Here is a 13,819-nt window from a genome sequence, read left to right on the forward strand (position 1 = left end):
GCCCACAAATACGACGGCACTGCCGCCGTCGACGGCGAGACGGAGACTGATCGGGATAGATGCGCTCTACGGGTCGTTCGCGGTTCTCCGATCGCGGTCGCCAGGAAAATCGTCGCGGACTTCTGACAGAACGACCCTCGGGTCGAGTGTGGTCCTGTGAGTCGACGCCGCCGACGCGGCGTCAGTACCCCTGCGCGTTCCCGTCCTTCCGGGGCTCCGTGGCGGCGGAGAGGACGCCGTCGCGGCTGCGGGCGATCTGTGCGCCGCCGAACATCACCGGCGAGAGCGTCCTGACGTCGTGGTCCTTCCGGACCAGCTTGGCGGCCGCGTCGTCGTCGAAGTGGGGTTCGAGCGCCAACTCGCCGCTCTCGCGGTACCGCCACCGCGGCTCGTCGAGCGCGCGCTGGAGCGGCATCCCGTAGTCGACGATGTTCGAGATCATCTGGACGTGGCCCTGCGGCTGCATGTACCCGCCCATCACGCCGAACGCCGCCCAGTCGTCCTCGTCGAACCGGACGACGCCCGGGATGAGCGTGTGGAAGGGCCGCTTGCCGGGCTCGAGCGCGTTGGGATGCTCCGGGTCGAGCGAGAAGGACGCGCCGCGGTTCTGGAGGGCGATGCCGGTCTCGCCCGCGACGAGTCCGGAGCCGAAGCCGGCGAACCGCGAGTTGATGTACGAGACGACGTTGCCCTCGTCGTCGGCGACGGTGAGGAGGACGGTGTCGGCGTCCTCGGCGTTCGCGTCCGGCACGCCGAAGGACACGTCGTGCGAGGCGGTCTCACCGATACCCGCGGCGCGCTTCGCGGCCCACTCGTTCGACGCGAGCGGCGGGATATCCTCGTACTCCGGATCGGTGATGTAGCGGTGGCCGTCGTGGAAGGCCCGCTTCAACGCCTCGGCGAAGTAGTGGACGCGCTCCGGCGAGTCGTAGTCGTACTCGCCCGCGCCGAGCTCGGACGCGACGTTGAGCGCCTCCAGCGCGATGAGTCCCTGGTTGTTCGGCGGGAGCTCGTACACCTCGGCGCCGTTGTAGGTGGTCGACACCGGCTCCGGCCACTCGACCTCGAAGTCGGCGAGGTCGTCGACGGTCATGAACCCGCCCTGCGACTGGACCTCGTCGGCGATGGCCTCGGCTATCTCGCCCTCGTAGACCACGTCGGCGCCCTCCTCGGCGATCTTTCGCATCGACTCGCCCAGGCGCGGCATCGTCACCGTCTGCCCGACGCTCGGCGGCTCGTCGTCGAACAGGAACGCCTCGCGGGCGTGGTCGTCGCTGAACAGCGCGTCGGCGCTCGCCCAGTAGGAGGCGATGACCTCCGACACCGGGTAGCCCTCGGTCGCGTAGCGGATGGCCGGCGCGAGCGCGTCGCCGAGCGTCAGCCGTCCCAGCTCCTCAACGGTCGCCTCCCAGCCGCGCGCCGTCCCGGGAACCGTGACCGCGTGCGGGCCGTAAAAGGGCATCCCCGCCTCGCCCGCGTCGTCGACCGCGTAGCCGCCGTCGTCGGGGTAGTAGGATTCGGCGTCGTCGTCCTCGGCCAGCGCGTCCCGTACGTTCGCTATCGTCGCGTCGGCCGGCGCGCCGCCGCACGAGCGCATCGCGCCGACCTCCCCGTCCGCGGTCCGGTAGAGCGCGAACACGTCGCCACCGAGCCCCGTCGAGGTGGGCTCGACGACGTTGAGCGCGGCCGCGGTCGCGACCGCGGCGTCGAACGCGTTGCCGCCCTCGCGTAGCGCTTCGATCCCCGCCTCGCTCGCGAGGGGTTGACTGGTCGCCACCACGCCGCGCTGGCCGTACACCGTCGACCGGCGCGACGTGAATCGGTCTAAGTCCGGGTCCATACACACTCGTCCGGGAGCCGGGAGAATAAAGCCACGACCGGATGAGTCCGGTGTCGGCCTCGTCGGTCCGGCGGGCCGGCCGCGACTCCGGACCGCGTGGCGTCGAGGACCGAGGGCCGATCCCGGACGGTCGGCCGTTCAGGAGTGTTTTGCCGCGAGGACCTCGATCTCGTCGATCTGCGGGTCTTCCGCGAACAGCTCGTCGGCCCGCTCCATCAGCTCCGCCGCGATCTCGCCGTCGAGGTGCGCCTGCCGGCCCTCCTCGTCGGGGAACGTATCGAAGATGCCGAACGTGGTCTCGTCGAGCCGGAGCGCGAACCACGTCGTCGTCTCCGGTTCGGCCTCGGCCGCCGGGAGGGCCGACTCGAGGAACTCGGCCACCTCGTCGGCCTTCTCCGGCTTCGCTTCGAGCCGCGCCTGGAGCGCGTATTCAGAGTCGGACATTCCAGTAGATCGGAGGGCTCTGACGCGTAAAACACCCGTGACACCGGGTATCCGGACGACCGGACCGGTGGCCGCGACGGCCCGGAACCGGGGCAGTAGCGACGAGGCTCACCGGCGCGTCGTCACTCCTCGAACTCGGCGTAGTGGCGAACGAGTCCGCACTCGGGACACGTCACCGTCGTCAGGCCCTTCCGCTCGTTCATTCCGAGTCTACCGAGCAGCCCCGACCGCTTCTCGCCGGTCGTGATGTGCGCGTTCCACGCGTCGCCCATGTTGAACTCGACTTCCTCCATCGTGACGCCGCAGTCCGGACAGCGGTGGTCCGTGGGCGCGGACTCGCGGGGCGACCTGAAAACAGTTGGTTCGCTCGCCCCTTCGGACGAGGAGACGGGGGACACTCTCCGATCGAAGTTTGAACAAGCGCTATAGGTCCCTGTACCGTGTTTGTGACTATGCAACGAAGACGGTTCCTGGCGCTCGCCGGCACCGGCGCGGCCGGTTCGCTCGCGGGGTGTGGCGGCAGCGGTGGCGAGGCCGGCCGGTCGCTCCGAGAGCACCCGGCCGCCGCGGGATTGGACGGGCTCCCGCGACAGGGCCCGCTGGACGGACACGCTGTCCTCACCTTCGAGGATCCCTCTTGTCCGCGGTGTCGCGCCTTCCACGAGGACGTCGTGCCCGCGATCCGGTCGAACGTCGTCGACCCCGGCGAAGGGGCGTACGTCCTCCGGACATACCCGGTCGTCTACCCGTGGGGCGAGCCGGCGACGCAGGCGCTCGCGTCGACGCACGCTCGGAGCGACGCCGCCTTCTGGTCGCTGCTCGACCACTACTTCTCGAACCAAGACCAGTTCGACGCGGACAACGTCCTCGACCGGACCGAGACGTTCCTCGACTCCCGGACCGACCTCGACGGCGCCGCGGTCGTCGCCGACGCCGAGAACGAGGCGCACGACGAGGCGGTTCAGGGCAACCTCGACGCGGCGGAGGCCGCCGACCTCGGCAGGACCACGCCCACGGTCCTGCTGTTCCGCGACGGACAGTACGTCACCTCGGCCAACGGGAGCGTGAGCTACGACCTCATCGCGGAGACGCTGGGGGTCGACGGCTGATGGAGGTCCTCGGCCGCGGCGTCCGGCTACCGACGGGGCGTGACGACCTGCGGCTGATGGGTCGGACCGCGCGGCTGGTCCTGACGCTGCCGGTCTACGCCGCCGTCTCGGTCCTCGCGGCCGTCCTCTCGCTGACGGCGTTCGTGGTGTCCCTGAACGTTCAGTTCGTGCTGGACGTGGTCGTCGGCGGCTCGCTCCCGCCGGCGAGTCGGCTGACGATCCTCGCCGAACTCTACCCCTTCGTGGGCACCTCCTTCGGCCCCGCACAGGGGGTCTTGCTCGTCGTCGTGGCGCTTTTGACCGGCCTCGACGTCGCGATGGCGACGTACCACTTCCGCGAGCACGGCCTGGACCTCCAGCAGGGCGGTGCCGGTGCCGCGGGCCTGATCCTCGGCACGCTGGGGGCGGGCTGTGCGGCCTGCGGCTCGGCGGTGTTGCTCGGACTGCTCTCGCTCCTCGGCATCTCGACCTCGCTCCTCTTCCTCCCGCTGGACGGCTTGGAGTTCGCGCTGGGCGCGCTCGTCGTGTTGACGCTCTCGATTTACTGGCTCGCCGACGGGATGCGCGGCGGAGAGATCAACGGTTGCCCGGTCGACGTGTAGCCGACTTCGGTACCCGCGGCAGTTCGCGAGACGCGGGCTCGCTTCGGTGAGGACTCGACTTCTCCCGTCCGAACCCGCGATACGCCGCTGGCCGCGACCCGTATCTGGTCGGTCTCTCGCGTCGGAGTCTCGCTCGTTTGCCTCCGAGAGCCGGCTTCCGGGCCTTCGTGAACCGGCCTCTCGGCCCTTCGTGAGGCCGTCCCGCCCGACGGCTCCTCGAAACAGAGTGGAATTAGACTAGTCTAAAAATCTAGTTAGACCAAAACAATCATATGCGCCGACGTCTCTAATCTTCACTAAGATGGAAGAAGTACGGGATCAGACCGAGATGACACGCAGACGGGCACTTCTCGCGGGATCGGGCGTTCTGACCGCAGGAGTGGCCGGCTGTACGGGGAGCGCCGATCCGGGTGCGGGTTCGAACGGGTCCGGTAACGGCGACGGTCCCGTCGTCGTCGCGTCTTTCTTCAGTTTCTTCGACTTCGCTCGGGAGGTCGCCGCGGACACGCCGGTGACGGTCAAGAACCTGGTCCCGACGGGTCTGCACGGTCACGGCTGGGAACCGAACGCGAGCGTCACCAAAGAGATCATCCAGGCGGACGCGTTCATCCACGTCGGGCAGGACTTCCAGCCGTGGGCCGACCGCGCGATCCAGACCCTCGAAGACGACGACATCGACACCGACCTCATCAACGCTCGCGAGGGCGTCGAACTGGAGTCTCTGGCGGCGACGCTGGACAGAGAGGAGGAAGGCGTCGGCGAGGGGCGCGGGATGGATCCCCACTTCTGGCTGGATCCGCTGCGAGCGAAGCAGTCCGTCGACAACATCACCGAGGGCCTCGTCGAACTCGCCCCGGACTACGAAGCGACCTTTCGCGATAACGCCGAGGCGTACAACGCCGAGGTGCTCCAACGCATCGACGAGGACTACGCGGACATCTTCGACCGCGCCGATCGGAAGGTCGTTCAGTTGGCCGCCCACAACGCGTTTCAGTACATCGGCGTCCGCTACGGGGTCGAGATGCGCCCGCTGGTCGTCAACCTCGCCGCCAGCGGCGACGTGAAACCCTCCGACATCACGGAGGCGAAGCGGGTCATCGAGGAGAACGACATCAACTACATCGCCAGCGGGGTCTTCGAGTCCCGCAAGCCCGCGAAACAGCTCCTCGCCGAAACGCAGGTCCAGGCGTACTTTCCCGTCACCCCCTACGCCGGCGTTCGTGAGAAGTGGGTCCAGAACGACTGGGGGTACGAGGAGATCGCCTACAACATCAACATGCCCACCTTCGAAGTCGTCCTCGGCAACAAGGACCCGGAGGAGGCCGGCCCGGAGGGCTGGCACGAAGAGTGGAGGAACTTCGAATGACGCGTTCCATCTGGGGAAACGACGCCGCGAACGCGGCCGACGTGAGCGCCGGAGACACCCTCATCGACCTGTCCGACGTCGCCTTCGGGTACACCGCTGCGAACGTCGTCGAGGACGTCTCGCTTTCCGTCGACGCCGGCGAGTACGTCGCCGTCGTCGGCCCGAACGGGTCGGGGAAGTCGACGTTGATGAAGCTCATGTTGGGCCTCCTCCGCCCCGACACCGGTGAGGCACGACTGTTCGGCGAGCCGTCGCACGCCTTCGACGACGGCTCGCGAATCGGCTACGTCGCCCAGCACGCCAGCGCCTCCAAGGAGATGCCCATCACCGTCCGCGAGGTCGTCAAAATGGGCCGATTCCCCCACGTCGGCTTCGGTTTCCTCTCCGGCGCGGACTGGGATATCGTCGACCGCTCGCTCGACACCGTCGGAATGTCGGCCTTCGCCGACCGCCGAGTGACCAAGCTCTCGGGCGGCCAGCGCCAGCGAGCGTTCATCGCCCGCGCCCTCGCCGGCGAGGCCGATCTGCTCGTCCTCGACGAGCCGACGGTCGGCGTCGACGCCGAGTCGGTCGACGCCTTCTATGACCTGCTCGAAACGCTCAACGACGCCGGCATCACGATCGTCCTCATCGAGCACGACCTCGGTGCCGTAATCGACCACGCGGAACGCGTCGTCTGTCTCAACAAAGCGGTCTACTTCGACGGCCCGACGGCGGAGTTCGCCGAGAGCGACGCTCTTAGCAGAGCCTTCGGAGCCGCCACGGGCGTCTTGCGTGAGAGCCAATGATCCTCTCGATGGCGCCGCTACTCCAGACGGGTCCGATTGATCTCCTCTTGGCCCCGCTGTACGTGTTCCTCGAACGCTGGTCGGATCTCATGTTCCTCTTGGCAGAGATCACCGGACTGGAACTGCTGGCGTTCCAGTTCATGCACCGTGCCATCCTCGTCGGTATGTGCATCGGCGTGATGGCTCCGCTCATCGGAACGTTCCTCGTTCACCGGCAGCTCGCCCTCATCGGTGACGCACTCGCGCACACGGCGTTCGCCGGCGTCGCAGTCGGCTTGTTCCTCAACGCCGTCCTCGAGTTCAGCGTCTCGCCGTACCTGACCGCGGTCGTCGTCGCGATGCTCGCGGCGCTGCTCATCGAGGTCATCTCCGAGGCGACCGACGCGTACAACGACGTCTCGATGGCGATCGTCCTCTCGACGGGCTTCGCACTCGGGACGGTGCTCATCAGTCTCAACGCCGGCGGGCTCTCGGTCAGCGTCAATCAGTACCTCTTCGGAAACCTGTCGACGGTGTCGGAGGAAAACGCCGCCATCCTGCTCGTGCTGTTCGCGATCATCGTCGCGGTCATCGGACTCACTCGAAACCAGCTGCTCTACGTCACCTTCGATGAGACTGCCGCCCGGGTCTCCGGACTCTCGGTCACCTGGTACAACCGGGTCACGGTCATGCTCACCGCGTTGGTCGTCGTCGGGGCGATGCAGATCATGGGCGTCATCCTCGTGGCGGCCATGCTGGTCGTCCCCGTCGCGGGAGCGACCCAGGTGTCGAAGAGTTTCACCCAGTCCATCCTCGTCTCGATCGTCATCGCGGAACTCGCAGTCCTCCTCGGCATCGGGGCGGCCTACTACGGCGAGGCGACGGCCGGCGGCGTCATCGTCCTGTTCGCGGTCGGCATCTACGTCGCCGCCGTTCTGATCGGGAAGGTGCGGACGAACGCCGGCGAGACGGCGTCTCCCGAACTCGGTGCGATCGACACGAGCGACAGCGACCCCGATTCGAACTGAGGGCGGCTCCGACGACGGGTGCGGCCCAACAGTTTCCCGTCGGTACGGCCTCGACGCCCTCACGCCCTCGTTCCCGTCGCCTGATCCTCGTCGGACTGCGTGTTCGGCGACCTCTGTTCGGTCGATTTCGGCCGTGAACGGCCACTTGCTAGCCAATTTCGAATATGTAGGATATATGTCTTATAACCCCCTACAAGACAGATGTTAATTATTTCTAACAACATTTTTAATGAAAGAAGGTGGCGACGAACCCGCGCGGCGGCGCCGGCCGTCGCCTCCCCACAGACAATGACGGACGACAATCGCCCTTCGATCGACGTACCGAGTTCGGACATGACCAGGCGGAGTTGGCTCAAGGGACTGATCGCGAGCGGCGTCCTCGCGGGCGGCGGAACCGTCACCGCCGGCGCGGCCGCCACCGACATCGAGCGGGTCGGGGCGGGCAGCATCGCGCGGGTCCAGCCGACGGCGGCGGGCGCACCGCCCCGAACGATCTACGCCACGGACGACCTCTCGGCGCCGTACCCCTCGAACGACTGGTGGACGACGCTGCTGTGGCGCCCGCTCTCGGAGAACCTCTGGGTCCACCCCTTGGCCGCGCGCGTCACCGAGACGGGCCTCGCCGTCACCTACCCGGACGAGTGGCGGGTCGGCGACGCGCCGTTCACGTGGGGCGGCCGGACGAACGACTTCGCGGAGCTGACGGCGTCGCCGGACGCCAGCACCGAGCCGATCGATCCGGACCTGACCGTCTCCCACCCGGACGTCGACGGCGACGCCCCGGCCGAGGTCGCCGACTACGGCGACTGGTCGGTCACCTACCGGCGGACGGACGGCGAGGCGAGCCTCGAGGCGACGCTCGCGCAGGGCTCGCCGTTCGTCTACTTCGAGACGACGGCGGGCGGCGTCGACGTATCGTTCGACGGCGAGGTCTCCGTCTGGCACGAGCGCAATCACGTGCTGGGCGTGACGGTCGGAGACAGCCACTACGGGCTGTTCGCCCCGCCGGGCGCCTCGTGGGACGGCGTCGAGAGCGACGCCGTCTCGTCGGCCCTCGACGGCGCGGGGTACGCCTCCGTCGCTCTCCTGCCGGAGGCGACGCCGGACGTCCTGAACGCCTTCCGCCGGCGCGCGTACGCCTTCGTCACCGACACGACGGTCACGTGGGAGTACGACGCGGAGCGTTCGGCGGTCGTCACCGACTACGAGTTCGACCTCGACGCGAAACGCGGCGGGGCCGACGAGACGCTGACGGCGCTGTATCCGCATCAGGCGAAGCGAACGGGAGCCGACCTGCGCGACTGGTCGTACGTCTCTCCGCGCGGCGAGATGCCCGTCCACGCCGGGTCGTCGTTCGCGACCGAACTCCCGTACCGCGGTGTCCTCCCGTTCCTCCCGGACGCGACGGACGTGCCCGACCTCTCGGAGCACGTCGACAGCGCCGCGGCGGCCGACCCGCTGATCCGGGACGACCTCGGCGACGGCACCTACTGGACGGGCAAGAACTTCGAGCGGCTCCTCCAGTTGGCGCCGCTCGCCGAGCAGGTCGACGACGAGGCCGCCGCGGGGCGGTTCCAAGATGCGATCCGCGAGGAGTTGGAGACGTGGTTCACCGCGGACGCCGACGGCGACGTGGCCGAGGAGTTCCTCTTCTGGTACGACGACGCCTGGGGAACGCTGAACGGCGCCCCGATGGGCTTCGGCGCCGACGCGGACCTGAACGACCACCACTTCCACTACGGCTACTGGGTGAAGGCGGCGGCGGAGATGGCGCGGAGCGACCCGGAGTGGGCGCGCGAGGACGCGTACGGCGGCGTCGTCGACCTCCTCGTCCGCGACTACGCGAGTCCCGACCGCGACGACCCTCGCTTCCCGTTCCTTCGGAACTTCAGCCCGTACGCCGGGCACTCGTGGGCGTCCGGCAGCGGCGAACTCCCGGCCGGGTGTAACCAGGAGTCGTCGTCGGAGGCGATCAACGCCTACGCCGCGATGGTGCTGTGGGGCGAACTGACCGGCGACGAGGCGATCCGCGACGCGGGGATCTACCTCTACACCCACGAGGTCCACGCCGCCCTGGAGTACTGGTTCGACGTCGCCGACGAGAACCTGCCCGACGAGTGGCCGTACGACTACGCCGGGATGGTCTGGGGCCGCGGGTACAAGTACGCCACGTGGTTCAACCAGGACCCGGAATCGATCCACGCGATCAACTACCTGCCGGTCGGCGGGCACTCGCTGTACCTCGGCTGGAACCGCGACGCCGCGGCAGCGAACTGGGCGACGCTCCTCGAGAACGACGGGGGCGGCGAGACGTTCGACCTCGGGTGGTACACGGACATCCTCTGGGAGTTCCGGGCGCTCTCGGCTCCGGCCGCGGCGCGGTCCTGGTACGAGAGCGACTACGCCCCCGGCGACTTCGCGGAGTCGCGCGCCCACACTGCCCACTGGGTACACACCCTCGACGCCGTCGGCGTGCCCGACGCGACGGTGACGGCCGACACGGCGTTCTACTCGGTCTTCAGGGACGGCACCACGCGGACGTACGTCGCCTACAACGCCGACGACGAGGCGTCGACGGTGTCCTTTTCCGACGGCACGGAACTCGCCGTCGAACCGCGGGCGACGGCGACGACGACCCGCGCGTTCGAGTCGCTGCCCGAACTCTCCGGGTCGTTCCCGCGCGTCGAGGGTGCGGGCGCCGACGAGGAACCGGACGGAAACGGCGGGAACCGCGGTCGGGGAGCGGCTGGCCGGGGGAGCCGCGACCGTGGAGAGTCCGGGTCGGGACAGCACGGGAAGTAGCCCTCACTCCGTCAGCGGACCGCTCCGAGGCGACCGCGCCGGCGGTCCGCGACGGCGACGCCGCTTCAAGCGGTCGTTACGAGCGAAAATCGGTGGCCTCGGCACTCACGACTCACAATCTATCCATAGTGAATCTGTTTAGAGCAGTTATAGACGCTGTTCAATCCATAATCCGTTCACTCTATTATACTACTCTTTGAGTAGTGTGCCCAACAAAGAAACGTAGACTCGTACGAGTAGGAGCCTTGACTACTGAAGACCCATTATGTCCGGATCGGCTCCGAACAGGGCATCTCCGATTGTAGTTGCTTCACCATCATCTACAGAACTGAAATGTGCTAGAAATTCACCGTCAGCAAGCATGTAATACGCACCTGAACTGTAGCGACTGCTTCCAGGTGATGCGCGTCGGAATCCTAGCACTCGGTAATCAGCCCCATTTGGCTGTGCGACCTGTAACCGCTTTCTTCCCGTCTCTTGATCTCCGATTTCAGCAATAGTCTTCGTGTCCCCTTCAGTCATATCGTGCTCGTTCGCAAGCTCATTTAGTGGCTCAAAGACTCCGCTCTGTAGCGCCTTCCGAATTTTTGGATGACGACTCTCCAAATCCTCAAGAAGTGCTTCTAGCTCGCCCTGCGAAATATAGAAATCACTAATCCCATCATTTTCCGGCAAGCTATGGAAATGAGCAGCGTATTCTGGACTTGCTGACTCAGATTCCGATGTTACTACATTCATTTCGGGCTGGAAGCGCAATGATATAAATTTCTCACCGCTGCTGTATTGTGATTCTGATTCGCTCAGCTTCAGACCATGCATTTCGAGATACTGCTTGAACTGAGAAGCGAGAAAATCAGATCGGTCCGATGGGCCTTCCTCATCGGTGTTCTGGAATTCAAGCATCTCGTCAATGTTACTGTGGATATTCTCCCAAGAAACAGTCCCGTAATGCTCCTCTTCCACTTGAAGCAGTGATTTGTAGTCCCCCATCTCATCTACTGTAAGCTCTTGAACCTGGAATTTACTCTCCTGAACAATTACATACTCATCGCCAACGTGGATGACCCCATCTACTCTTTTTTCACTCTCTCCCGGGTTTTCATCGGTTGGATGATATTCTTCGTCTTCTAATGGGTTGTGACCTGTTCCGGACACACCCACCAGTAAAACAGTTCGTCCTGTGGTGTCGATATCACGAATTTGGACCTGTGTACTAGTAGAGACGTTCTCAGAAGTCGCTACATCCAGTAAATCAGAACCAATGGCTAGATCTTTTGTTATAGCGCTGAGGACTGCTTCGACTAGTTCCTCATCACCGAAATCAATCAGATGGAGTTGTGCTTTGGTCGTGTTATCTTCAAGTTGTTTTCCGGGGTCTGCGGCGTCATCTCGTTCACTCGGTCCTCGAAACGAGACGAATATGTTCCTGTATCGTCCTTCCATATCAATCCTGACTCTGAATTTATATAAAAACCCAATCCTCACAGTTTCACTTCTGGTAATGGTCGCGATTCAGTCGTCACATCCATCGTTACTATCCATACGCCTAGGTTCATCCGGTCGTAATTGTCTATTGTGAGACACGAATGAGCAACGACGAGCCACAGCAGACGGAATGGGAGAGTGAAGTCGGACTATCCGAAGAGACGACCTACGTCGCGCTGTATCCGAATCGTAAGCACGCTGAAGAGTGGATGACGGAGGCCGAAGAGCAAGGCTACGGGAGTCGATCGAAGTACCTCTATGAACTGATACAAGAAGCTCGTGCTGCGCGTCAAGAGGGGTTCCTCGCGTACAGTCAGAACGAATCGAAGGTGGAAGAACTACAACTACAAGTCGAGCAGTTACAGGACGAGCTCGAAAACGCGCAGAACTCGGAACCCGGCGAGATCGAAATCGCTCACGAGGAGTTCGTGACGACGTTCCTCACTGAGAACTACCAACCCCTGAATAAGGTACTCCACCAAGTCACAGATAGCGGTGTTCTGACAGGCATCGTGAAAGACGCGGTTGAGGATCAGCTGTTCGACCTCGCGGAAGAGAACAAGGTCGAATACAAGCAGGGGTACGGTTGGCGACTCGCCCACAACAATGCTGACGAGGAGGTGGTCGAGGCATGACGGGCGAGACTCGCGAGAAGATTTACGAGAACGAGCACGACGCGGTCAACGACTTCATCGAGCGTAAGGAGGCAATGGGTCGCAGTCGTCGGACGCTCAACGCCTACTCTCGAACGCTGAAGTCGTTCTTCCACGAGGAATTTCCCGATCTCGCCCCTCAAGATGTCGAGGTGCGCCATATCGAGGACTACGTCGGCGCACTCGCTGCCCGCGATCTCTCGCAAAACACGAAGCGGAGATACCTCGAATCGCTGTCCTCGTTCTTCGGGTGGGCGATGAAGCGCCCTCGGTTCGAGAATATCACCGGTAACCCCGCAGCAGTCGTCCTCGAAGAGATCCCACAGAAGTACCGCGAGCGTCCCGACTGTGCGACGTGGGAGAGCGCAAAGAAAATCATCCATAATATCGCTGAACCACGAAACAAGGCGATCGCCGTCATTCTCGCAAAAACTGGATGCCGGATTCGGGAGGCGCTCGAAATCGAACACGACGACCTGATGCTCGACGAGGGATTCATTCGCCTCCGTGAGCGGAAAGGTGGCAGTCAGACCGTCGTTCCTGTTGATAACGAGGTCGAGCACGCCATCAAGCGGTATCAACTCATCCGACCAGACGACGACTCAAACTATCTGTTTCTGAGTGTCCGTGGCAATCGAGTGAACACGACGCAGGTCCAGCGGGCTGTCCGAGACGCTGCGGTCAAAGCAGGCGTGATGGACGAGGGCGAGACGCGCTTTCACCGCAAGTTCACGCCTCACACGTTTCGGACGGTGTTCACGACGCTGATGCGGAATCAGGGGATGAAGGACCACATCCTCCAGCACATCCGCGGTGACGCCAATAACCGAACAATGGACGTTTACACCCGGGTCGATCGGAACGACGCTCGACAAGAATATCTCGAGTGTATCAAGTCACTCGACTTGTAGACCTCTTCTCGTAGAGCATTTTGCGGAGACGACAGAGACAGGGTCGTGAAGACAGTCGATGGGCAAGGTGCCTGTGTTCTATCGGAAGTACATTGAACCACGGAGACAACCAAGCGTCTTCGATCTCAGGGGAACGGTGTAGTGACGAATCTCCTACAAAATTCTGTGTGAAGTCCTGCTCAACGAGATTTAGATCGTGACTCCACTGTCGCCGGCACGTCTGCTTTCGCGTCTCGTCAAAGAGACCGCACGCTGTCCCTGTTCGTGATACCGGTGCCTACGATGTGACAGATATCTCCTGTAATGCGAGAGCGACGAGTCTGCTGTCGTCTCTGCGATCGGGATTATTCGGTCTTGTGGAACCCAAGAACGTTGTCAACGATATGTAGGAGTCCCCATAACGGTAGACCAACGACAAGTATCCCGAACCAGAAGACGAACATGGCGATGGGTAGTGGGTGAGGGAGCACGGTGATCGGCAGACCAACCGCGTTGAGACCGATGGCGACGAGCATCGAGACGAACCCGATCATGTTCAGTGTGCCGAGCGCCCGTCGTGGTGACTGGAACGGTCCTCTGGGACTTGACCACTCCCACGAGTCGTTGTCTGTCGAAGTTTCCTTGTCGATCGTCTCGTAGTCGGTTGCGGTTCCACACTCGGGACAGTACGAAGCGTCGTCAGCAAGCTCTGAACCACACCGTTGGCAGTAGTTAGGCATGCCGTGGCGCTCGGAAAAGATGCTAATGACTTTTTTGATAGCGTTTCTATTCCGGAAATTGTGAAAATACAGAGATAGACATTCTCCTTTGTT

13 protein-coding genes are annotated in these 13,819 nt (G+C 63.8%); 8 read left to right on the forward strand and 5 right to left on the reverse strand.

Going from position 1 to position 13,819, the window contains the following annotated elements:
• Window positions 1-181 precede the first annotated feature (181 nt).
• The 3 genes from ACZ5KW_RS07170 to ACZ5KW_RS07180 all read right to left on the reverse strand — a co-directional run bounded on the left by ACZ5KW_RS07170 (window position 182) and on the right by ACZ5KW_RS07180 (window position 2,577).
• Window positions 182-1,840 (reverse strand): gamma-glutamyltransferase family protein, encoded by a 1,659-nt coding sequence (locus tag ACZ5KW_RS07170; RefSeq protein ID WP_343780007.1) that lies wholly within the window; start codon window positions 1,838-1,840, stop codon window positions 182-184.
• A 138-nt stretch (window positions 1,841-1,978) separates the two neighbouring features.
• Window positions 1,979-2,284 (reverse strand): putative quinol monooxygenase, encoded by a 306-nt coding sequence (locus tag ACZ5KW_RS07175; protein WP_343780009.1) that lies wholly within the window; start codon window positions 2,282-2,284, stop codon window positions 1,979-1,981.
• A 122-nt stretch (window positions 2,285-2,406) separates the two neighbouring features.
• The gene (locus tag ACZ5KW_RS07180) at window positions 2,407-2,577 is read right to left on the reverse strand and encodes a hypothetical protein (protein WP_343780011.1); all 171 of its coding nucleotides are present in this window, start codon (window positions 2,575-2,577) and stop codon (window positions 2,407-2,409) included.
• A 159-nt stretch (window positions 2,578-2,736) separates the two neighbouring features.
• Between ACZ5KW_RS07180 and ACZ5KW_RS07185 the strand changes: the two genes are divergently transcribed.
• The 6 genes from ACZ5KW_RS07185 to ACZ5KW_RS07210 all read left to right on the forward strand — a co-directional run bounded on the left by ACZ5KW_RS07185 (window position 2,737) and on the right by ACZ5KW_RS07210 (window position 9,958).
• A complete protein-coding gene (locus ACZ5KW_RS07185) occupies window positions 2,737-3,393 on the forward strand; it encodes a DsbA family protein (RefSeq protein WP_343780013.1) in 657 nt (218 codons plus the stop codon).
• Window positions 3,393-3,995 carry a hypothetical protein gene (locus ACZ5KW_RS07190; RefSeq protein WP_343780015.1) on the forward strand — a complete coding sequence of 201 codons (603 nt, stop codon included), beginning with the start codon at window positions 3,393-3,395 and terminating at the stop codon, window positions 3,993-3,995. The genes ACZ5KW_RS07185 and ACZ5KW_RS07190 overlap by 1 nt, the downstream gene beginning before the upstream one ends.
• Before the next feature lie 301 nt (window positions 3,996-4,296).
• A complete protein-coding gene (locus ACZ5KW_RS07195; protein ID WP_343780017.1) occupies window positions 4,297-5,361 on the forward strand; it encodes a metal ABC transporter substrate-binding protein in 1,065 nt (354 codons plus the stop codon).
• Window positions 5,343-6,149 (forward strand): metal ABC transporter ATP-binding protein, encoded by an 807-nt coding sequence (locus ACZ5KW_RS07200; protein ID WP_343780019.1) that lies wholly within the window; start codon window positions 5,343-5,345, stop codon window positions 6,147-6,149. Before ACZ5KW_RS07195 ends, ACZ5KW_RS07200 begins: the two co-directional genes overlap by 19 nt.
• Entirely contained in the window at window positions 6,146-7,156 is a 1,011-nt protein-coding gene (locus tag ACZ5KW_RS07205; RefSeq protein ID WP_343780021.1) for a metal ABC transporter permease, read from the forward strand. The genes ACZ5KW_RS07200 and ACZ5KW_RS07205 overlap by 4 nt, the downstream gene beginning before the upstream one ends.
• Before the next feature lie 333 nt (window positions 7,157-7,489).
• Window positions 7,490-9,958, forward strand: coding sequence for a glycosyl hydrolase (locus tag ACZ5KW_RS07210; RefSeq protein WP_343780023.1), 2,469 nt, complete (start codon window positions 7,490-7,492; stop codon window positions 9,956-9,958).
• A gap of 249 nt (window positions 9,959-10,207) precedes the next feature.
• Here ACZ5KW_RS07210 and ACZ5KW_RS07215 read toward each other — a convergent pair whose 3' ends face one another.
• On the reverse strand, window positions 10,208-11,401 hold the full coding sequence (locus ACZ5KW_RS07215) for a hypothetical protein (protein WP_343780026.1): 1,194 nt from the start codon (window positions 11,399-11,401) through the stop codon (window positions 10,208-10,210).
• Window positions 11,402-11,544: 143 nt separating this feature from the next.
• On the opposite strand from ACZ5KW_RS07215, the gene ACZ5KW_RS07220 reads away from it, so the two are divergent.
• Both ACZ5KW_RS07220 and ACZ5KW_RS07225 read left to right on the forward strand, forming a co-directional pair.
• Window positions 11,545-12,078, forward strand: a complete 534-nt coding sequence (locus tag ACZ5KW_RS07220; protein ID WP_343780028.1) for a hypothetical protein — start codon at window positions 11,545-11,547, stop codon at window positions 12,076-12,078.
• Window positions 12,075-13,007, forward strand: coding sequence for a tyrosine-type recombinase/integrase (locus ACZ5KW_RS07225; RefSeq protein WP_343780031.1), 933 nt, complete (start codon window positions 12,075-12,077; stop codon window positions 13,005-13,007). Before ACZ5KW_RS07220 ends, ACZ5KW_RS07225 begins: the two co-directional genes overlap by 4 nt.
• 344 nt (window positions 13,008-13,351) lie before the next feature.
• Here ACZ5KW_RS07225 and ACZ5KW_RS07230 read toward each other — a convergent pair whose 3' ends face one another.
• Complete coding sequence (locus ACZ5KW_RS07230) at window positions 13,352-13,726, reverse strand: zinc ribbon domain-containing protein (RefSeq protein ID WP_343780033.1); 375 nt, start codon at window positions 13,724-13,726, stop codon at window positions 13,352-13,354.
• Between the last annotated feature and the right edge of the window lie 93 nt (window positions 13,727-13,819).

It is taken from the genome of Halorubrum ejinorense, assembly GCF_055389685.1.